Below are 19,962 nucleotides of genomic sequence, written 5' to 3' on the forward strand. Positions count from 1 at the left end.
AAGGAGTTAAAGACATGGCATCCGGTGTAAAACCCCGCGTCAAAGTCCCCAAGAAGGCAACTGCTGGTGAGGCGATCACCATCAAGACCCTGATCAGCCACCAGATGGAAAGCGGCCAGCGCAAGGATAAGGAAGGCAATCTTATCCCGCGCTCGATCATCAATCGCTTTACCTGCGAATTCAACGGCCAGCTGGTCGTGGATGTTACGATTGAACCTGCGGTTTCGACCAACCCCTATTTCCAGTTCGAGGCCATTGTGCCAGAGGCCGGCGATTTTGCCTTTACCTGGTATGACGACGATGGCTCTGTTTATGAGACATCTAAATCTATCGCTATCGCCTGATCCCTTCCGGATCTCAAAGGCACGGCATCCTGGCCGCAGATGTGGCCAGGGTGGATACCCAAGGGAGGACAAGGAATGAACTATAAGGCGCTTACCGCCATTGCTGTCGCACTGAGCCTGCCGCTTTCTGCCCATGCGGATGCGGATGACGACACACTGGTGCTCAACGAAGAACAAACTCTGGTAACCAAAACCGCTGCACCGGCCCATGTGGCCGATGTGCTGGACGAGGTGATGTCGGGGTGGCACTTCCGGTCGGATGAGACCCAGGCCCTGCAGATGGACGATTTTGAAAACCCCGCCATGGTCTTTGTCGATAAGGCCTATGATGCTTGGAACACCGTTGAGGGGTCCGAGGGTAAATCCTGCGCCTCCTGTCATGATGACGTGGAGCAAAGCATGGCTGGGGTGCGTGCGGTCTATCCTAAATGGAATGAACAGGCCGGCGAAGTCCGTACCCTGGCGATGCAGGTCAATGACTGCCGTGAAAACCAGATGGGTGCCAAAGCATGGAAATACACCGGCGGTGACATGACCGCGATGGAGGCTCTTATTTCGGTGCAGTCACGTGGCATGCCGGTGAATGTCGCCATTGATGGACCGGCTCAGTCGGTCTGGGAGCAGGGCAAAGAAATGTACTATGCCCGTACCGGTCAGCTGGAACTGTCCTGTGCCAATTGCCACGAGGACAGCTATGGTCTGATGATCCGTGCTGATCACCTGAGCCAGGGCCATATCAACGGCTTTCCGACCTATCGTCTGAAAAACGCCAAGCTCAACAACGTGCAGGCCCGTTTCAAAGGCTGCGTGCGCGATACCCGCGCCGAGACCTACAAGCCCGGTTCGTCCGAGTTTGTCGCGCTTGAGCTCTATGTCGCGTCGCGCGGCAATGGCCTGTCCGTCGAAGGCCCCTCGGTCCGTAACTAAAACACACCAACACCCCGCGTCTTTGCAGGCGCGGGGTGTTTCGCTTTTAATGAATTCATAGATGCGAATATGAATCATATTTGCTGCTTATGATCGCACAGGATGATAGATAGACATGATCTCGCGCCGTGACTTTTTGCAGGTATCGATGGCCGCTTCCGCCCTGGTTGGTGCATCCGGTTTTGGCAACTGGGGCCGTTTGGCTGCACAGCAAAGCCTGACCCAGGATCAGCTGCTCCAGTTTGACACCTTTGGCAATATCAGCCTGATCCATATCACTGATATTCACGCGCAGCTGAAACCGATCTATTTCCGCGAGCCTTCGATCAACCTTGGGGTTGGCGGCAACAAGGGCCATGTGCCCCATATCACCGGCGCTGACTTCCGGAAGGCATATGGCATCCAGGATGGCAGCCCCTCTGCCTATGCGCTGACCCATGATGATTTTTCTTCACTGGCGCAGGGCTATGGCCGGGTAGGTGGCATGGACCGCGTCGCCACCGTGATCAACGCCATCCGCGCCGAGCGCCCCGATGCGCTGCTGCTGGACGGCGGTGACACCTGGCATGGCTCCATGACCTGTCACAAGACCGAAGGTCAGGACATGGTCAACGTCATGAACGCGCTCAAGCCCGATGCGATGACTTTCCACTGGGAGTTCACCCTGGGCTCTGACCGGGTGAATGAGATCGTCGAAGGCCTGCCTTTTGCGGCGCTTGGCCAGAACATCTTTGATTCCGAGTGGGACGAACCGGCGGAACTGTTCAAACCCTACAAATTCTTTGATCGCGGTGGCGCCAAGGTGGCAGTGATCGGTCAGGCCTTCCCCTATATGCCCATCGCCAACCCCGGTTGGATGTTCCCCGAGTATTCCTTTGGTATCCGCGATGAGCACATGCAGGAGATGGTGGATGAGGTCCGCGCTGCGGGGGCTGATCTGGTTGTATTGCTGTCGCACAACGGCTTTGACGTGGACAAAAAGATGGCCAGCGTTGTCACCGGCATTGATGTGATCCTGTCCGGTCACACCCATGACGCGCTGCCAGAGCCGGTTCTGGTTGGCAAAACCCATATTATCGCCTCCGGCTCCAACGGCAAATTTGTCAGCCGCATTGATCTGGATGTGCGCGATGGTCAGATGATGGGCATCCGCCATAAGCTGATCCCGATTTTTGCCGATGTGATTGCGCCGGATCCGGTGATCACCAAACTGATCGACGAGCAGCGCGCTCCTTTTGCGGATCAGCTGGCTGAAGTGATCGGCAAGACCGACTCGCTGCTCTATCGTCGCGGCAATTTCAACGGCACCTGGGATGACCTGATCTGTGACGCGCTGCTCAGCGAGCGCGAGGCGGATATCGCCATGTCGCCCGGTGTGCGCTGGGGGCCGTCTCTGGTGCCTGGGGATGACATCACCCGCGAAGACATTTGGAATGTCACCTCGATGAGCTACGGCGCTGCCTATCGGTCTGAGATGACAGGGGAATTCATCAAGGTGATTCTGGAGGATGTGGCCGATAACATCTTTAACCCCGACCCCTATTATCAGCAGGGCGGTGACATGGTGCGCATTGGTGGCATGGGCTACCGGATTGATATCACCAAGCCGCAGGGGGATCGCATCAGCGAAATGACCCTGTTGAAAACCGGCGAGAAAATCGACGCCAGCAAATCCTACATGGTTTCTGGCTGGGCCAGCGTCAACGAGGGCACCGAGGGTCCCATGATCTGGGATGTGGTCGAAGATCACATTCGCAAACAGGGGACGGTCTCCGTCACCCCTAACACATCGGTCAATGTGGTCGGCGCCTAGGCCTGACCCGGAGGTGCTGCTGGGGGGACGTCTCTAGCAGCACCTCTTCCTGATCAAAATTTTTTGCGCTGATGAATTCACAAAGGCGAATTTATCGATGTAAGGAGAAAAGAAAATGAGCGATAAAGCAGATGATTTTGCGCCATCGCGCCGCCAGTTTCTGGCCGGTGCAGCCGCAACCGGAGTAGGGGCCGCCGCCGTTGGCGCAGGCCAGGCGGCCCAGGCCGCGACGCCGGACCCTCTGATCACCGAAGTGCAGGAGTGGGCCAGTGGATTGGGCGATGGTGTGGATGCCACCCCCTATGGCCTGCCGATCCAGTTTGAGCAGGACGTGGTGCGGCGCAATGTGGAATGGCTGACCGCAGATACGATCTCTTCGATCAACTTCACGCCGATCCACGCACTGGATGGCACCATCACCCCACAAGGCTGCGCCTTTGAGCGTCACCACTCGGGGGCGATCGAGCTGCGTAAGGAAGACTACCGCCTGATGATCAACGGGTTGGTGGATACACCGCTGGTGTTCTCCTACGCCGATCTGGAGCGTTTCCCGCGCGAAAACCGGGTCTATTTTTGCGAATGCGCTGCGAATTCGGGCATGGAATGGGCGGGCGCTCAGCTCAATGGGGCCCAGTTCACCCATGGCATGATCCACAATATGGAATACTCCGGGGTCTCGCTGCGTACCTTGCTGGAAGAGGCCGGACTGGCCGCAGCTGGCGATTTCAAGGACAAATGGGTCTACGTTGAAGGCGCTGATGCCTCGTCCAATGGCCGCTCGATCCCGCTGGAAAAGGCGCTGGACGATGTGCTGGTGGCCTTTAAGGCCAATGGTGAGGCCCTGCGCAAAGAGCATGGCTACCCGGTGCGTCTGGTTGTGCCCGGCTGGGAAGGCAACATGTGGATCAAATGGCTGCGCCGCATCGAGGTCATGGATGGCCCGGTGGAAAGCCGCGAAGAGACCTCAAAATACACCGACACCATGGCGGATGGTTCGGCGCGCAAATGGACCTGGGAAATGGATGCCAAATCCGTCGTGACCAGCCCCAGCCCGCAGTCGCCCATCACCCATGGCAGCGGCCCACTGGTGATCACAGGCCTGGCCTGGTCCGGTCGCGGCTCCATCACCGGGGTGGATGTCTCGATTGATGGCGGCAAGACCTGGACCGAGGCCCGTCTGGGCGCGCCTGGTGTCGACAAGGCGCTGGCGCGGTTCTACCTCGATGTGAACTGGGACGGCTCCGAAATGCTGCTGCAAAGCCGGGCGCGTGACAGCGCGGGCTATGTCCAGCCGACAAAAGCAGAGCTGCGCGAGGTGCGCGGTCTGAACTCGATCTATCACAACAACGCCATCCAGACCTGGTGGGTCAAAGCCAATGGGGAGGCAGAAAATGTCGAAGTTTCCTAAAGTTATCGCCGCAGCGGCTCTCTCAGCCGGGCTCACCCTGCCGGCCTATGCCGGCACATACGGTCTGGGCCGTCCCGCCCTGCCGGAAGAAATTGCCGCCTGGAATATTGACGTGTCTCCAGATGGTACCGGCTTGCCCGTGGGCTCGGGCGATGCGCTGACCGGTGAGGAAGTCTTTGCCGAGAAATGCGCCGTTTGCCACGGCGATTTTGCCGAGGGTGTCGACAACTGGCCCAAACTGGCCGGGGGGCAGGGCACGCTGGACCATGAGGATCCGCTGAAAACAGTGGGCTCCTACTGGCCCTATCTGTCGACCACCTGGGACTATGTGAACCGCTCTATGCCCTTTGGTGCGGCGCAGACGCTGGAACCAGATGAGGTCTATGCCATCGTCGCCTATATCCTCTATTCCAATGATCTGGTGGATGAGGATTTTGTGCTGTCAAATGAGACATTTGCCGATGTCACCCTGCCCAATGCCGAAGGCTTTTTTGTCGATGACCGGCTGCAAAGCGAGGCGCATTTCTGGAAGCCAGAACCCTGCATGGCGGATTGTAAGGACAGTGTCGAAATCACCATGCGGGCGCGGGTTCTGGATGTGACACCAGAAGAGACAGTGGCCACTGAGGCGGTTGTGGAAGAGGCCGCTGCTGAACCGGTTGCAGCGGAACCTGTGGTCGAAGCGGCCGCAGAGCCGGTGGTCGAGGCAGTTGCACTGGACCCGGAATTGGTCGCCAAGGGCGCCAAGGTCTTTAAGAAGTGCAAGGCCTGCCACAAAGTCGGCGAAGGGGCCAAGAACAGCACCGGCCCGATCCTGAACGGTATCTTTGGCGCCACTGCGGGCATGGTCGAGGGGTTCAAATACTCCAAGCCGATGCTGGCCGCGGGCGAAGACGGTCTGGTCTGGGACGAAGAGGCCCTGGCTGCCTTTCTGACCAAACCAAGAAAGTTCATGAAGGGCACCAAGATGTCGTTTGCCGGGCTGCGCAAGGAGCGCGATATCGAAGCGGTTGTGAGCTACCTCAGAAGCTTTGATTAATCCCCGCCGTGGGGCCTGACAAAACAGCTGGGGACAAACCCCACCAGCATGGGATCAAGGGCGGATCATTCCGCCCTTTTTGCTGCCGTCAGCTTCGGCTGTGGTCTCTGTGACGTTTGAAACTGGGAGGCTTATTTCCTGCTTCTTTTCCTGAACCTTTTTCCTGGCTCCGGGGCGGACCTGGCTCTTTTCGACCCCAACCGCGCAACCACAGGCACAAGCGGCGGTGTTGTGCACCTTCTGCGCCGGGGGCGGGAGATCTCGAAAACTTGAATAGAAATGTTGATAGCTTAACCTCTTGATCACCAATTTTGGACAGGTTGCCCAGACGCGAAGTTTTCTAAGCAGACCAAGAGGTAGTATATGAGCGACTGGACTTCCGGCTACGTAGCTGAGGTTGACTATACACATGATTTTTTTCAAGAAATGACGCCGGCAGTCATGGCCCTGGCTGCAACTTCAAAGGGTCAAAAACACAATCTGACACAGAGGGACCTCAGCTATTGCGAGCTGGGCTGCGGTCAGGGTTTCACCGCCAATCTCTTGGCAGCGGCCAACCCGCATATTCAGTTTCACGCAATGGATTTTAACCCGGCCCACATTGCCGGCGCCCGGGATCTGGCCGCAGAGACGGATCTGGATAATGTTCATTTCTACGAGCGCTCCTTTGCTGATTTTGAGCAAGAAGACAGCCTGCCCAAGCAGTTTGACATCATTGCCCTACACGGGGTGATGAGCTGGGTCTCGCAGGAAAACCGGCAGCATATCGTCCAGTTTATCCGCCGCCGTTTGAAACCTGGCGGCATGGTCTATGTCAGCTACAATTCCCTGTCGGGCTGGGCCTCGGTGATGCCATTGCGGCGTATTCTGCAGGATCGCGCCGCCCAAGGCACAGGCCCGCTGGAGGACCGGATCGTTGAGGCGCTGAGTTTTGCCGGGAATCTGGAAGGGGCAGGGGCCAAGTTTTTCAAAGCCAATCCCATCGCCTGCGCCCGACTGGAAAAATCCCAGCAGATGTCGGCCAATTATCTGGCGCATGAGATGTTTAATGCCGACTGGACGCCGTTTCATTTTGCAGATCTTGCCGGTGATCTGTCAGCGGCCAAGCTGAATTTCCTGGGCTCAACCAGTATTCTGGACCATGTGGACGACATTTGTCTGACCCCCGACCAAACTGCGGTGCTGGAGAGCGAAAGCGACCCGGTGCAGCGGGAAAACCTGCGGGATATTCTGGTGAACGAACAGTTTCGCTCTGACCTGTTTGTAAAGGGGGGGCGCAGCCATACGGAACGCGGCGCTATTGGGGCCTGGTTCGAGACCCCGCTGGCGCTGATGCAGCGCTACAGTGGCGGGGCGTTGAAGCTCAGCTGGCGCCAGGGAGAGATCGCTTTGGACCCGGCGCAATATGGGCCGATTCTGGAAGCTTTGCAGCCTGGACCAGCCACGGTGCGCAGCCTTATGGATCAGGGAGCCTTTGGCCAAATGACCTGGGGCGAAATATCGCGTTTGCTGCGCCTGTTGGCCGGGTCCGGGGTCGTGGCGCCCTGTCTGCCACTGGACGGCATCACAGAGCGTCAGGCGCGCTGTCAGGCCTTTAATCTGGCGGTTTGCAAACGCGCCGAGGACAGCGAAACGCTGCGGTTTCTGGCCTCTCCGGTCACCGGGGGCGGGCTGCAGCTGGACCGGATCGAGCTGCTGTTCCTTTTGGCCTATGGCGAAGGCAAGGCGCAGCCAACCGACTGGGCGGACCTGGCCTGGAGCATTCTGTCCGCGCAGGGGCAGCGGCTGCAGCATGAAGGACGGGTGTTGGTAACGCCGGAGGAAAACCTGGCGCTATTGCAGGCGCGGGCCGCTGCATTTGCCGCGCGCCGGATGCCTCTGTGTAAATCACTGGGTCTGATCCCGGCTGCACCTGAGGCGGCACGTGCCGCAACAGCGTCGGCGCACAACACGGTGCGCGCCGCATAGGGCAGGTCGCAGCCGTGGGGGTTTAGCCAGATCCGTTGCGCGCAAATACAACGGCCACCGCGCATAGACGGTGGCCGTTTCCGCTTGGCGGGCGCCGCGCCAAACCGTTGGGGGGTTAGCTCCAGCCCTTGCGGAAAAAATGTGGTGAGGCGCCGAATTTTCGTTTGAACTGGCGGGAGAAATGGGTCGAGCTGTTAAAGCCGGAGGCCAGCGCGATTTCTGTGACACTCATCGAGGTTTCGTTCATCAGGGCAAAGGCATGGGACAGGCGCATGTCGAAATAGACATGCATCGGGCTTTGAGCCAGATAGCGCGAGAACAGGCGCTCCAGCTGGCGCCGCGAGATGTCCAGCTGGTCACATAGCTCGCCAATGGTCAGCGGGTCCTCGATGGCGGATTGCATCAGTTGCAACGCGTTCAAAAGCCGCTGGTTGCGGCTGCCGATGGCCACTGCATAGTTGGATTTCTGTGGTGTCGCCTGGCCACCAGAGCGCACATGCAGGCACATATCGGCGACGATAATGGCCAATTGTTTGCCATGACGGGCTTCGATCAAGTTGAGCATCAGATCAGTGGCCGCATTGCCGCCGCCACAGGTCATCAGGGCGCCGCTGATCTCAAAGGTGTTGGCCGAGGGCGTAAGGTCCGGGAAACTCTCCTGAAAACCGGGTTGGTTTTCCCAGTGCAGGGTAAAGGCCTGATCGCGGATCAACCCGGCCTGGGCCAGGGCAAAGGCACCGGTGCAGATGCCGCCAATTGCGCGGCCAAACCGGCTTTCGCGACGCAGCCAGTTCAGGGTGGCATCGCCTGCGGTCGACTGGGGCTCGACCCCGGAACAGACAAACCCCAACGCCTCCGAGGTCATCGGCTGCAGTGCCATATCCGGTGTCACCATCATGCCATTGGAGCAGCGGATAGGGGCGCCGTCCTCGGTGAGGATGTACCAGCGATACAGTTTGGAGTTGGTGACTTGATTGGCAATGCGCAGAGGTTCGATTGCAGCGGCAACTGCCAGCATTGTCGCCTTGGGCAACAACAGAAAATAAAAATCCTGCGGTGCGCCTGAATGGGGAACTGCCAGGGTGGCGGATGCACCTTTTTGAACAAAATTGTCTTCTGTCATGGCAATGTCCTGGTCCAAAAGGCAGTAATAGCCGCTATGGCAAGAGCGGATTTGGCAAAAACATATCCAAAATGCCGGATTTTGCGACATCCTGAATGGGCGGCACCTTTGACCTATCCTGCACTGCATGTACTGTGCCGTGGCAACTGAAGGCCCTGAAATAGCGACAGCGTTAAGATGTTTTGCGACGCCTGTGCCACAGGTCGGCGTTCATTGGGGGGGAGATCGGGAGCTGGGCGGTAAAAACAAAAGCGACCTCTTGCAGGCCCCAGAGGGCGATACTAAGACTCAGGTAACACTCTGTCTGGTATGGTGCCGGACAGTACACAACGCAGGCAGGTTCGCATGATTGATCCCAGAGAAACTTATATGAATACCCTCGTACCTATGGTGGTCGAACAGACCAGCCGGGGTGAGCGGGCCTACGATATCTTTTCACGCCTGCTGAAAGAGCGGATTATCTTTCTCAACGGTCCGGTGCATGACGGCATGTCTTCGCTGATCGTGGCGCAGCTGTTGCACCTTGAGGCCGAGAATCCCTCCAAGGAAATCTCGATGTATATCAACTCCCCCGGTGGTGTTGTGACCTCGGGGCTGTCGATCTACGACACAATGCAGTATATCAAACCCAAGGTTTCGACCCTGGTTATCGGCCAGGCGGCCTCAATGGGATCGCTGCTGCTGACCGCAGGTGAGGCTGGCATGCGGTTCTCGCTGCCCAATTCCCGGGTTATGGTGCACCAGCCCTCTGGTGGGTTCCAGGGCCAGGCTACGGATATCATGATCCATGCCGAAGAGACCCTGAAGCTGAAGCGTCGTCTGAACGAGATCTACGTCAAGCACACCGGCCAGGAGCTGGACAAGGTTGAAGCGGCGCTGGAGCGGGACAACTTCATGGATCCCGAAGAGGCCAAGGCCTTTGGTCTGATTGATGAGATCGTTGAAAACCGCGCCAAGGGTGACGACGAGGAGAGCTGAGGCTCGCCTTTCTGATACAACATGTGCTCCGGTTTTTACGGAGCACATATTTTGACATTGTGGCCGCCGATGGGCTGTCATAAGCTGACTGATAGGCGCGGCATCCGGAGAAACCGGCGCTGCGAGCGGACTGAAAGGTAGACCATGGCGACGAATTCGAGTGGCGACAGCAAGAACACGCTTTACTGCAGCTTCTGTGGCAAAAGCCAACATGAGGTACGTAAACTGATTGCGGGCCCCACCGTGTTCATCTGCGACGAATGCGTTGAACTCTGCATGGATATCATCCGTGAAGAAACCAAGGCCTCTGGTCTGAAGGCAACCGATGGTGTGCCGAGCCCCAAGGATATCTGCGAAGTTCTGGATGACTATGTGATTGGTCAGGCCATGGCGAAGAAGGTACTCTCGGTGGCGGTGCACAACCACTACAAGCGCCTGAACCATTCGCAAAAGGCTGGCAATGACATCGAGCTGGCAAAATCCAACATCCTGCTGATCGGTCCCACCGGTTGCGGTAAGACGCTGCTGGCCCAGACCCTGGCGCGGATTCTGGATGTGCCCTTTACCATGGCCGATGCCACCACATTGACCGAAGCCGGTTATGTGGGTGAGGATGTCGAGAACATCATTCTGAAGCTGTTGCAGGCCAGCGAATATAACGTCGAGCGGGCGCAGCGCGGCATCGTCTATATTGACGAAGTCGACAAGATCACCCGCAAGTCGGAAAACCCGTCTATCACCCGCGATGTATCGGGCGAAGGCGTGCAGCAGGCGCTGTTGAAGCTGATGGAAGGCACTGTGGCCTCGGTACCGCCACAGGGCGGCCGCAAGCATCCGCAGCAGGAATTCCTGCAGGTGGATACCACCAATATCCTGTTCATCTGCGGCGGCGCTTTTGCCGGTCTTGACCGGATCATCGCGCAGCGCGGTAAGGGCTCTGCCATGGGCTTTGGCGCCGATGTGCGCAACAATGATGACCGCGGTGTCGGGGAGATCTTCCAGGAGCTGGAGCCAGAAGATCTGCTGAAATTTGGTCTGATCCCGGAATTTGTGGGCCGTCTGCCGGTTCTGGCAACGCTGGAAGATCTGGATGAAGACGCGCTGGTCACCATCCTGACCAAGCCAAAGAACGCGCTGGTGAAACAGTATCAACGCCTGTTTGAGCTGGAAGAGACCGAGCTGGACTTTACCGATGAGGCGCTGAGCGCCATCGCGAAACGGGCGATTGAACGTAAAACCGGTGCTCGGGGTCTGCGCTCTATCCTAGAGGATCTGCTGCTGGAAACCATGTTCGAGCTGCCCGGGATGGAGAGCGTCACCAAGGTGGTGGTCAATGAAGAGGCGGTCACTTCTGATGCGCAGCCTTTGATGATCCATACGGATAATGAGGCGGAAAAAGAGCCGGCCTCGGCGAGTTAAGCGATTGATATCGGGATGTAGATGCATCCCCTTTGGAATGGCCGATGTTTAAAAACATTGGCCATTTTTGTTTTGTAGCGGGCGGTTCACAGGGGGCTTTGCGACCTGGTGCCTGTTGGGCATTCGCTCCATCAGGGTTTTGGGGCCAAATGAAAGGGATTACAGATGGCTAGGATCACGCGTATTTCGTCCGGTGGCGAATTTGAAAAAAAGGTTGGCTATTGTCGCGCCGTGGTTGCGGGCGGATTTGTGCATGTGGCTGGCACCGTGGGCCAGGGCGCCGATGTGGTGAGCCAATGCCGGTCCGCTTTGGACATCATCGCCAATGCCCTGGAAGAGGCAGGGGTTGGATTCTCCGATGTGGTGCGGGTGAATTACTACCTGCCTGACCGGCGGGAGTTTGAGGCCTGTTGGCCGATACTGGCAGAGGTCTTTGGCGACAATCCACCGGCGGCCACGATGATTGAATGTGGCTTGATCGACCCGAAATACCGCATCGAGATCGAAGTGACCGCTTTGGCGCCGGGCGCCAGTTAACGGGGATCCGGCAGGCGTGGGATCGGACGTTCGGTGATTTCGCCGTTATGATTGATGGCGTCATCGCGGCGCCATTCTTCGTAGAGATGTACGAGGTGTTCCATTGTTTTGGGATCGTTCTGGCGCAGTTCGGCAATCATGATACGCGCATCATCCACCAGATTGCACATGATCCCTCGAATAGAGGCCTTAAGCAGGTCTTTGTCCAGATCCTGCTGGGCGATGCCAACCGCAAGGAATTCATAGTAGTTCAGCATCTGCTGCAGCGCATCAGCCCCGTCCCTAAGCGCTGCGGCGCGCGCTTCATCCTGGGGGAGCTGCCTGTTGCTGTTCGCGCGGCGCGCCAGTCGGCCAGGGTGATGTCCTGATCGACAGGAAAGGCCAGTTTGCGCTGGGTGTTCGTTCGTTGGAAGTATTCCGAAAGCCGGGTTTCAAACAGGATGGTGATGGTGTGCTGCTTGCGTTGCGCCAGCCGGGTGGCCTTGCTGGAGCGGCGATAGGTCCAGAGGGCGACCAAAAGGCCCAGGACTGCGGTCAGTGTGGCGGCAGCAATGCCAAACAGCGTGACCAGAATTTTGTAATCTTCGGAAGGTTGATCGGGAATATGGCGCAGCAACGCCTGGAACTCCCCAGTGATGAGAAAGGTGGACAAGGCTGCAAAGACCAGAATCACCGACGCTGCCAGAACTGCGGTGGCGGTCACAAAAATTACCTGTAAGGATCTACCCAAAGAAAAAAGGCCCCAAAGACCAAGGTGTTGAGATGAATTTGGGGCGATCAGCCGTTACCAAAACCTTCGCGCATCATTGGTCAGTTTCCTTTTGCATCATTTCTGATTGGGTATAGAGCAATCCTATACCATATGGCGGCGCCGGGCCAAGCCCTGATCGTGTGGCGGCATCTGCGGTCGGGACCTGCATAGCGGCGGCATGATGAGGAACCGTCGCTGTCTGAGCCTGTCACCATGGTGTTGACATGGGGTTAAGCCTGCGTATTGCAAGGGGGGCATCTACCAATGCTTAAGGCTCTTGCAGTAGCCTGTGCCAAAACCTGCCGGGGCTGGGCTTGCACATCGCAAGCCACTGGACCTTGGCGGGAAACTGCGTCATACGGATAGGGAAATCTTCGGAGGCATTGATGGGAATTCTGAACACTCTTTTACGCGCTGTGACCTGGTGGAACGGTCAGACGCTGAATACCCAGATCTTTACCGCCCGCAAGGGGATCAAGGTGGGAGAGGATGACCAGGGCAATGTGTTCTACCGCAATGCCGATGACAGCCGTCGCTGGGTCATTTTCAACGGCGAAATCGAGGCCTCGCGCATTGGCGCTGATTGGCATGGCTGGCTGCACCGCACCTTTGATGAGCTGCCCAGCAAAAAGCCACTTGTTCACAAGGTCTGGGAAAAGCCGCATCAGGAAAACCTGACAGGTACATTGCAGGCCTATGCACCGGCCGGGTCGATCCGCAGTGGCGCCAGCCCCGCATCGCGCAGCGATTACGAGGCATGGGTGCCGGAATAGGGCCTGATCCCAGGACCTCCGATCGCATATATCACTGGACCCAAGGGCGGACTGCTCTTTGGTCCTTTCCTCTTTTTGACCCATAGATCTAGGCAGACACGCTATGTCGCATAACACAACTGAAGTTCTGACAGGCGGGCTGGTTCTGGCAGCGGCCATTGGTTTTGCTGTCTATGCAGGGCAGGTCGCCGGGCTGTCTACCGCGGGCAGCGGCTATGAGCTCACGGCCTCTTTTCGATCGCTGGAAGGCGTTGGCGTCGGCACCGATGTGCGCCTTGCCGGGGTCAAGATCGGCACCGTAACCGGGGTGGATCTGAACGCGGAAACCTTTCGGGCGGATACCAGGTTCTCGGTTCTTGAGGGCATTCAGGTCCCGGATGACAGTTCGGTGATCATCTCATCCGAAGGTTTGTTGGGCGGCAACTTTGTCGAGGTGATGCCCGGGGGATCACCCTATAATTTTGAACCAGGAGACGAGGTTCTGGACACCCAGGGGGCGGTCAGTCTGATTTCCCTGTTGGTGAAGTTTGTGTCTGGCAGCGGGGGGGACTCGTGATTTTGGGACGCGCATTTTCCGGCCTGTCTGACGCCTTGCGGGCAATGCCCCTTGCCTTTGGTCTTCTGGCGCTCGGGCTCAGCACCACTGTCGCCCCAAGCCCGTTGTTTGCTCAGGAGCCTGCAGAGCGTGGAGTGGCGGCCATTTTACGCGGGCTGGATAAGGTCAACGGCCATCACGCCGACATTGAAGTCCAGGTCGGGGGCAGCGCCGAGATCTATGGGTTGATTGTCACTCTGGCCGAGTGTCGCTATCCGGTGGCCAACCCAACCGGGGATGCCTATGCCTATCTCACCATCCGGGATCCGCTGAGTGGCGAAGTCTTTTTTGACGGCTGGATGATTGCCTCCAGCCCGGCGCTGTCGGCCCTGGATCACGCCCGCTATGATGTCTGGGTCATCCGATGCAACAGCAGCGCGGGCGAGGGCAGCTGAGGCGCCTCAAAATCCGCGTCGTGTTCCAACGCCTGTTGCAGGCGCGCCTTATAGGCGGCGCGGCTGATCTCTATCGCGCCCAGTGAGGCGAGATGCGGCGTCAGGAACTGAGTGTCGCAGAGCTGAAACCCGGCTTGGCGCAACCGATCCATCAGATAGGCCAGGGCAATTTTTGAGGTGTCGCGCTGGCGTGAGAACATGCTCTCGCCAAAAAAGCCGCCCCCCAGAGAGACGCCATAGACGCCGCCAACCAGGTTTCCCTCCTGATCCCAGACCTCAAGCGAATGGGCATGTCCCATGGCGTGAAGATCTTGGTAGCGGGCAAAAATTTCGCCATTGATCCAAGTCTCTGCCCGGTCGGCGCAGGCGTCGACCACCTGGTCAAAGGCGCGGTTCACCGAAATATCATAGGCGTTGCGGCGAATGGTTTTGGCCAGCGAGCGCGAGATATGGAATTCATCAATGGGAAAGATGCCGCGGCGTTTGGGATCGACCCAAAAGATCTCATCATCTTCGCGGTGCTCGGCCATCGGAAAAACACCGACAGAATAGGCATGCAGCAAAAGATCCGGGGTGAGGCTCATCAATCTGCCTGGACAACGAGTGGGGACAAGGAAACGGGGCAACGATAAGGGGCTGCGAAACGGGGCAGGGCGGTTGGTGTCACTGCCAGAGCGGCAAATAGCAATCGGGGCGCTCCGCTATGGAAACGCCCCAATCCAAGAGGAGGCTTACTTACCCCCGAGATTTTCTTCCAGCCAGTGTTCCAGCCAGTGAATGCCGTAGTCGCCAGATTGCACATCGGGCTCTTGCAGCAGGGCATCGAACAGCGGCACGGTGGTGTCGATGCCATCGACGATCAGCTCCCCCAGGGCGCGGCTCAGACGCGCCAGGGCTTCGGGACGGTCGCGGCCATGCACGATCAGCTTACCAATCAGGCTGTCGTAATAGGGCGGGATCGAATAGCCATCATAAAGCGCCGAATCCATCCGCACGCCCAGACCACCGGGGGCATGGTACGCGGTGATTTTACCGGGGCAGGGGGAGAAGTTTGGCAGCTTTTCAGCATTGATCCGCACCTCAATTGCATGGCCATTGATCTGCAAATCGTCCTGGGTAAAGGAGAGCGGCAGACCTTCTGCAACGCGGATTTGTTCCCGCACCAGATCAACACCAAAAATGGCCTCGGTGACCGGGTGTTCCACCTGCAGACGGGTGTTCATCTCGATGAAATAGAACTCGCCGTCCTCATAGAGAAATTCAACGGTGCCCGCCCCGGAATAGGACATGGCGCCAACCGCATCGGCGCAGATTTTGCCAATGCGCGCACGCTCTTCAGGGCTGATCGAGGGGCCGGGGGCTTCCTCGAACACTTTCTGGTGGCGGCGTTGCAGCGAACAGTCGCGCTCTGCCAGATGAACGCCGTTGCCTTTGCCATCGCCAAAGACCTGCACTTCAATGTGACGTGGCTTCTGGAGGTATTTCTCCATATAGACTTCGTCATTGCCAAAGGCGGCTTTCGCTTCTGAGCGGGCGGTGGAGAAGGCCACATCAATATCAGCCGCCGAGGTGGCAACCTTCATGCCGCGGCCGCCACCACCTGCGGTGGCCTTGATGATCACAGGGTAGCCCATGTCGGCAGCAGCCTTGCGGGCGCTTTCCACATCGGGCACGCCGCCTTCAGAGCCGGGAACCACGGGGATCCCCAGGGCCTTGGCGGTCTCTTTGGCGGTGATCTTGTCGCCCATGGTGCGGATATCGGCGGCCGAGGGACCAATGAAGGTCAGCCCGTGGTCTTCGATGATCTGCACAAAGTTGGCGTTTTCCGACAAAAAGCCATAGCCGGGATGCACCGCCTGCGCGCCGGTGATCTCACAGGCCGAGATAATGGCCGGGATCGACAGGTAGCTCTGCGCGCCAGAGGGCGGTCCGATACAGACGGATTCGTCAGCCATGCGCACATGCATTGCATCGGCATCTGCGGTGGAATGCACCGCAACCGATTTGATGCCCATCTCGCGGCAGGCCCGGATCACGCGCAGCGCAATCTCTCCGCGGTTGGCAATCAGGATCTTGTCAAACATGGGCTGCCCTTACTCGATGATGGCCAGCGGAGATCCAAATTCGACGGCAGCGCCATCTTCAACCAGGATGCGCTTGACGGTACCGGATTTTGGCGCCGGGATATGGTTCATAGTTTTCATCGCTTCGACAATCAAAATGGTGTCGCCCTCATTGACCTGTTTGCCAACAGCGATAAAGGCAGGCGCACCGGGTTCTGCCTGCAAATACACGGTGCCAACCATCAGCGAGGTAACGGCGCCGGGGTGGCTGGCCGGATCCTCGGCTGCTGGGTCTGGGGCGGCGGGAGCCGCTGCTGCAGCAACGGGTGCGGCGGCCACAGGCGCGGCCACCTGTACAGGGGCTGCTGGCGCGGCGATGGCCTGGCGCGAGACGCGCACATTCAGGCTGTCGTCTTCGCTATAGTCGCGTTTGACCTCCAGTTCGGTCAGGTCGTTGTCCCGCAGCAATTCGGCCAGTGCCTTGATGAATGCCACATCTGCTTCGTGCGTTTTGTTTGTCATTGTGTCCTCAGCCGGTTCCGACAGATCTGCCACAGGTTTGCCACTTGGGCAGCCTGGAAATTAACAGCGCTTATAGGGGAAGCTTTACCACAAGGAAAGCACTGTCGATTACAGTGATAAAATGGGCAGGCTTGCCGGGATTCGCAATCGCTGAGCCAAAGTTTTCATCACCGACCGTCAGTTACAGCGGCATGCCGCCCAGCTTTGCCACCAGCTCCGGCAGCTTACGGGCGTTGAATTTCTGCAAAAGATGGGCACGATGGGTTTCAATCGTGCGATAGGACAGGTCCAGCTTCAGGCCGATTTCCTTGGCCGAAAGCCCCTTGCAGGTGAGGATCGCCACCTCGCGTTCACGCGGGGTGAGGCTGACCACCGGCCGATCCTCTGAGATATCGGCAAAGGACCAGATGCCGGTGCGAAACGGATCCTCTGGGCTGATGGAGCGGCCCCGCACCCGACACCAGAACAATTCGCCAGAGTGGCGACGCATGATGCGTTCATCATTGTAAAGCCCGGTTTTGGCGCCTTCATCTTGTTGCAGCAGTTGACCAATGCGGTGGTAATCTTCCTGGCTGGGATACAGCTCGGCAATCAATACATCGGCGTGATCCGCAGGGGTGCCGCCAAAGGTGACGGCAAACTGCTGGTTACACCGTTTGATCACACGGTTTTCCAAAACGGCGAGCCCCACAGGGGCATGGTCAAAGGCAATATCGCTCATGCCTCCTATTAACCGGGTATTTTTGCGGAATTGAAGGGGAAGCTGCACCATGGAAGGGTGTTTTTGACAGGTTCTTTGTCGCAAGGCTCCGGGGAGGGAGCAAAAGAGCCGACCATTCAGGAGGAGATCAGGCGATGAATATCGCGCAATGGCTGTATCGGCAGGCGCAGGCAGAGGGCGACCGTCCGGCGCTTTACCTGGGGCAGGATCTGGTGGCCAATTATCAGAGCTTCCATCACAAAGCCGCCGCACTTGCGGGGTGGTTGTTGGCGCAGGGGGTGCAGCCCGGCGATCGGATCGCCCTGTTTATGAAGAACTGCCCGGACTATCTGATCTCGCTTTATGGCATTTGGTATGCCGGCGCTGCGGCGGTGCCCATCAACGCCAAGCTGCACGGCCGTGAGGCGCAGTATATTCTGCAGGATTCCGGGGCGCGGATGGTTATTGTCTCAGCTGGACTAGACAGCGCCCTGGCGGAAGTCGGGGTTGAAACACCGGTGGTGTCGATCGCGGCTGATCGCTATCGGCAGGCTATGGGCTGTGCACCCGTTGCTGAGCCCGTGCAGCGGCATCCACAGGATCTGGCCTGGCTGTTTTATACCTCTGGCACCACGGGGCAGCCCAAGGGGGTGCAGATCACCCATCGCATGCTGGTGGCGGTCTCGCTGAGCTATTTTGCCGATGTAGATGCGGCCACGGGTGCTGATCAGATCCTTTATGCGGCCCCGATGAGCCACGGCGCAGGTCTGTATAATATGCTGCATGTTTTGGTCGGCGCGGCCCATGTCTGCCCGGTGTCAGGCGGCTTTGACGAGGCAGAGATCTTTGATCTGGCAGAACATTTTGGCCGGGTGCAGATCTTTGCGGCCCCCACCATGGTGACGCGGATGACCGCAGTGGCCAAGGCGCAGAGGCGCAGTGGCACCGGGCTGCGCAGCGTCGTTTATGCGGGGGGACCAATGTATCTGGCCGACGTAATCGCGGCCGAGGCGCATTTTGGCCCGATCTTTATTCAGATCTACGGTCAGGGCGAATGTCCGATGGGCATTACCGCGCTGAAACGGGCCGAGGTCAGCAACCGCAGCCATCCCGACTGGAAACTGCGCCTTGCAGGGGTGGGGCGCGCCCAAAGCGGTGTCGAGTTGCGTATTGGCACCCCAGAGGGGCAGCCGCTGCCAGCGGGAGAGCTGGGCGAAATCATGGTGCGCGGCGATGCGGTGATGCCGGGGTATTGGAACAACCCACAGGCCACAGCGCAGACCCTAAAGGACGGCTGGCTGATGACCGGCGATATGGGGGTTATGGACACGGCCGGCTATCTGACTTTGCAAGACCGCTCCAAGGATCTGATCATTTCCGGCGGCTCAAACATCTATCCGCGCGAGGTCGAGGAGGTGCTGCTGACCCACCCCCAGGTGCAGGAGGTCTCTGTGGTGGGGCGGCCCCATTCGGATTGGGGCGAAGAGGTGGTGGCCTTTGTGGTGGGAGAGGTGGCGGAGGCCGATCTGGACGCCCTGTGCCGCGACCAGATTGCCCGCTTCAAATGCCCCAAAGCCTATGTTTTTGTTCCCGAGCTGCCCAAGAACAACTACGGCAAGGTGTTGAAAACCGAATTGCGGGCGCGATTGCTGCAAAGCCCTTGCTAAAGACCATTGGCACCTAGGCTCTGGACCCATTAATCTTAGGTGCTCAGCGGCTATTTCGCGAGATTTCAGGGGCTTGGGGTGCGCAGCCAATAGTGGTTCTATTTGCAAGCGATCCGAGACATTGAAATGAAGTGAAATAGCCGCCCTTCGGGTTTGACGGATTTTCCCGCTGGAGACGTCACATCTGATTGAAATAGAACCACTATTCCTGCGCAGATGCTCCTAACCAGCGAAAAAAATCTGTCAAACTGAGCACCTAAGATTAATGGGTCCAGAGCCTAGGGCAGCTTCGCTCAGCCGGGGGGACCTGCCTTGCAAATATGCCAAAGACGTCTAATTTCTCGGTTTGGTTGTTGGAATTTTCCCATTTTCACCTTGAGGGGTATTATTATGAAGCTACTTCTTTCGCTTTGCGTTCCTGCTGCGATCTTGAGCACTGCCGCTTTGGCCGGGAGCTCATTTCAGAACACCTGTTCAAATTTCCAATTTTCCTATCTGGGCAATGACGCGGGTATTACCGCAACCTGTCTGACCAGCAATGGCGACGCCAACCAAACGAGCATTGTCATCCGTGGGATATCCAATCAGAATGGTATCTTAACCCAGGATGGGGCTCCGAGCTCGTTCCAAAAAAGCTGTGGCAACATTGGGCTGTGGAGTGACCTCAGATCGGTGACGCTGACGGCAAACTGCCGTGCCCCAAATGGCGAATTCATTGAAACCTCGATCGAAATTGATGGCATCTCCAATCAAGATGGGGTTCTGAGCTACTAACGCTCTCTACACAGTCCACCAGAATAAAGGCGGCACCGCGTGCCGCCTTTAATTTTGTGTCGCCTGTATATTTCCTGTGAAGCAACAAAAGGAAAGACCGGCACCCCAGAAGGAGGCCGGTCAGAGTGGTATTGCCTGGGCTTTTGGGCCTGAGCAACGGGGAGTG

21 protein-coding genes are annotated in these 19,962 nt (G+C 57.9%); 14 read left to right on the forward strand and 7 right to left on the reverse strand.

Translation table 11 applies throughout. From position 1 onward, the window contains the following. Positions 1–14: 14 nt before the first annotated feature. The 6 genes from soxZ to JZI28_RS07395 all read left to right on the forward strand — a co-directional run bounded on the left by soxZ (position 15) and on the right by JZI28_RS07395 (position 7,499). Positions 15–344: a thiosulfate oxidation carrier complex protein SoxZ gene (soxZ, locus tag JZI28_RS07370; RefSeq protein ID WP_297339940.1), complete on the forward strand. Its 330-nt coding sequence runs from the start codon at positions 15–17 to the stop codon at positions 342–344. Positions 345–419: 75 nt separating this feature from the next. After that, positions 420–1,271 carry a sulfur oxidation c-type cytochrome SoxA gene (soxA, locus tag JZI28_RS07375; protein WP_295447119.1) on the forward strand — a complete coding sequence of 284 codons (852 nt, stop codon included), beginning with the start codon at positions 420–422 and terminating at the stop codon, positions 1,269–1,271. A 115-nt stretch (positions 1,272–1,386) separates the two neighbouring features. Then, a complete protein-coding gene (soxB, locus tag JZI28_RS07380) occupies positions 1,387–3,084 on the forward strand; it encodes a thiosulfohydrolase SoxB (protein WP_375699719.1) in 1,698 nt (565 codons plus the stop codon). Between the two features lie 115 nt (positions 3,085–3,199). After that, positions 3,200–4,492: a sulfite dehydrogenase gene (gene soxC, locus JZI28_RS07385; RefSeq protein WP_297339937.1), complete on the forward strand. Its 1,293-nt coding sequence runs from the start codon at positions 3,200–3,202 to the stop codon at positions 4,490–4,492. Next, on the forward strand, positions 4,476–5,531 hold the full coding sequence (locus tag JZI28_RS07390; protein ID WP_375699720.1) for a c-type cytochrome: 1,056 nt from the start codon (positions 4,476–4,478) through the stop codon (positions 5,529–5,531). The genes soxC and JZI28_RS07390 overlap by 17 nt, the downstream gene beginning before the upstream one ends. A 363-nt stretch (positions 5,532–5,894) precedes the next feature. Beyond that, positions 5,895–7,499 carry a methyltransferase regulatory domain-containing protein gene (locus JZI28_RS07395; protein ID WP_375699721.1) on the forward strand — a complete coding sequence of 535 codons (1,605 nt, stop codon included), beginning with the start codon at positions 5,895–5,897 and terminating at the stop codon, positions 7,497–7,499. 115 nt (positions 7,500–7,614) lie between these two features. Here the strand turns inward: JZI28_RS07395 and JZI28_RS07400 are convergent, their stop codons facing one another. Beyond that, positions 7,615–8,622 carry a GlxA family transcriptional regulator gene (locus JZI28_RS07400; RefSeq protein ID WP_375699722.1) on the reverse strand — a complete coding sequence of 336 codons (1,008 nt, stop codon included), beginning with the start codon at positions 8,620–8,622 and terminating at the stop codon, positions 7,615–7,617. Between the two features lie 345 nt (positions 8,623–8,967). On the opposite strand from JZI28_RS07400, the gene JZI28_RS07405 reads away from it, so the two are divergent. The 3 genes from JZI28_RS07405 (at position 8,968) to JZI28_RS07415 (ending at position 11,556) form a co-directional block, all read left to right on the forward strand. Then, positions 8,968–9,600, forward strand: a complete 633-nt coding sequence (locus tag JZI28_RS07405) for an ATP-dependent Clp protease proteolytic subunit (protein WP_039965932.1) — start codon at positions 8,968–8,970, stop codon at positions 9,598–9,600. 144 nt (positions 9,601–9,744) lie between these two features. Then, entirely contained in the window at positions 9,745–11,019 is a 1,275-nt protein-coding gene (gene clpX, locus JZI28_RS07410; protein ID WP_295447105.1) for an ATP-dependent Clp protease ATP-binding subunit ClpX, read from the forward strand. 165 nt (positions 11,020–11,184) lie between these two features. Further along, the gene (locus JZI28_RS07415; protein WP_297341512.1) at positions 11,185–11,556 is read left to right on the forward strand and encodes a RidA family protein; all 372 of its coding nucleotides are present in this window, start codon (positions 11,185–11,187) and stop codon (positions 11,554–11,556) included. Here JZI28_RS07415 and JZI28_RS07420 read toward each other — a convergent pair. Together JZI28_RS07420 and JZI28_RS07425 are read right to left on the reverse strand one after the other, a co-directional pair. Further along, a complete protein-coding gene (locus tag JZI28_RS07420; protein WP_375699723.1) occupies positions 11,553–11,813 on the reverse strand; it encodes a hypothetical protein in 261 nt (86 codons plus the stop codon). The genes JZI28_RS07415 and JZI28_RS07420 overlap by 4 nt on opposite strands. Further along, positions 11,807–12,259: a hypothetical protein gene (locus JZI28_RS07425; RefSeq protein ID WP_375699724.1), complete on the reverse strand. Its 453-nt coding sequence runs from the start codon at positions 12,257–12,259 to the stop codon at positions 11,807–11,809. The genes JZI28_RS07420 and JZI28_RS07425 overlap by 7 nt, the downstream gene beginning before the upstream one ends. Positions 12,260–12,693: 434 nt before the next feature. Here JZI28_RS07425 and JZI28_RS07430 point away from each other — a divergent pair, with 434 nt between their 5' ends. The 3 genes from JZI28_RS07430 (at position 12,694) to JZI28_RS07440 (ending at position 14,070) form a co-directional block, all read left to right on the forward strand. Further along, positions 12,694–13,080 (forward strand): NADH:ubiquinone oxidoreductase subunit NDUFA12, encoded by a 387-nt coding sequence (locus JZI28_RS07430; RefSeq protein ID WP_295447100.1) that lies wholly within the window; start codon positions 12,694–12,696, stop codon positions 13,078–13,080. 103 nt (positions 13,081–13,183) lie between these two features. Then, positions 13,184–13,636 (forward strand): outer membrane lipid asymmetry maintenance protein MlaD, encoded by a 453-nt coding sequence (gene mlaD, locus JZI28_RS07435; protein ID WP_375699725.1) that lies wholly within the window; start codon positions 13,184–13,186, stop codon positions 13,634–13,636. A 44-nt stretch (positions 13,637–13,680) separates the two neighbouring features. Continuing rightward, positions 13,681–14,070, forward strand: a complete 390-nt coding sequence (locus JZI28_RS07440; protein WP_295447313.1) for a DUF2155 domain-containing protein — start codon at positions 13,681–13,683, stop codon at positions 14,068–14,070. On the opposite strand, the gene aat is transcribed toward JZI28_RS07440, so the two are convergent. The 4 genes from aat to JZI28_RS07460 form a co-directional block, all read right to left on the reverse strand. Further along, a complete protein-coding gene (gene aat, locus JZI28_RS07445; protein WP_375699726.1) occupies positions 14,019–14,654 on the reverse strand; it encodes a leucyl/phenylalanyl-tRNA--protein transferase in 636 nt (211 codons plus the stop codon). The genes JZI28_RS07440 and aat overlap by 52 nt on opposite strands. Positions 14,655–14,801: 147 nt before the next feature. After that, positions 14,802–16,154 carry an acetyl-CoA carboxylase biotin carboxylase subunit gene (gene accC / locus JZI28_RS07450; RefSeq protein WP_295447094.1) on the reverse strand — a complete coding sequence of 451 codons (1,353 nt, stop codon included), beginning with the start codon at positions 16,152–16,154 and terminating at the stop codon, positions 14,802–14,804. Positions 16,155–16,163: 9 nt separating this feature from the next. Further along, the gene (gene accB / locus JZI28_RS07455; protein ID WP_375699727.1) at positions 16,164–16,655 is read right to left on the reverse strand and encodes an acetyl-CoA carboxylase biotin carboxyl carrier protein; all 492 of its coding nucleotides are present in this window, start codon (positions 16,653–16,655) and stop codon (positions 16,164–16,166) included. A 181-nt stretch (positions 16,656–16,836) separates the two neighbouring features. Beyond that, positions 16,837–17,376 carry a PAS and helix-turn-helix domain-containing protein gene (locus tag JZI28_RS07460; RefSeq protein ID WP_295447090.1) on the reverse strand — a complete coding sequence of 180 codons (540 nt, stop codon included), beginning with the start codon at positions 17,374–17,376 and terminating at the stop codon, positions 16,837–16,839. Positions 17,377–17,510: 134 nt separating this feature from the next. Here JZI28_RS07460 and JZI28_RS07465 point away from each other — a divergent pair, with 134 nt between their 5' ends. Together JZI28_RS07465 and JZI28_RS07470 are read left to right on the forward strand one after the other, a co-directional pair. Then, positions 17,511–19,022, forward strand: a complete 1,512-nt coding sequence (locus JZI28_RS07465; protein WP_375699728.1) for a class I adenylate-forming enzyme family protein — start codon at positions 17,511–17,513, stop codon at positions 19,020–19,022. 390 nt (positions 19,023–19,412) lie between these two features. After that, positions 19,413–19,796, forward strand: a complete 384-nt coding sequence (locus tag JZI28_RS07470; protein WP_295447087.1) for a CVNH domain-containing protein — start codon at positions 19,413–19,415, stop codon at positions 19,794–19,796. The last annotated feature ends 166 nt before the right edge of the window (positions 19,797–19,962 follow it).

Origin of the sequence: Pseudophaeobacter sp. TrK17, from assembly GCF_042192375.1 — a bacterium.
In the GTDB taxonomy this organism is placed as follows: Bacteria; Pseudomonadota; Alphaproteobacteria; order Rhodobacterales; family Rhodobacteraceae; genus Pseudophaeobacter.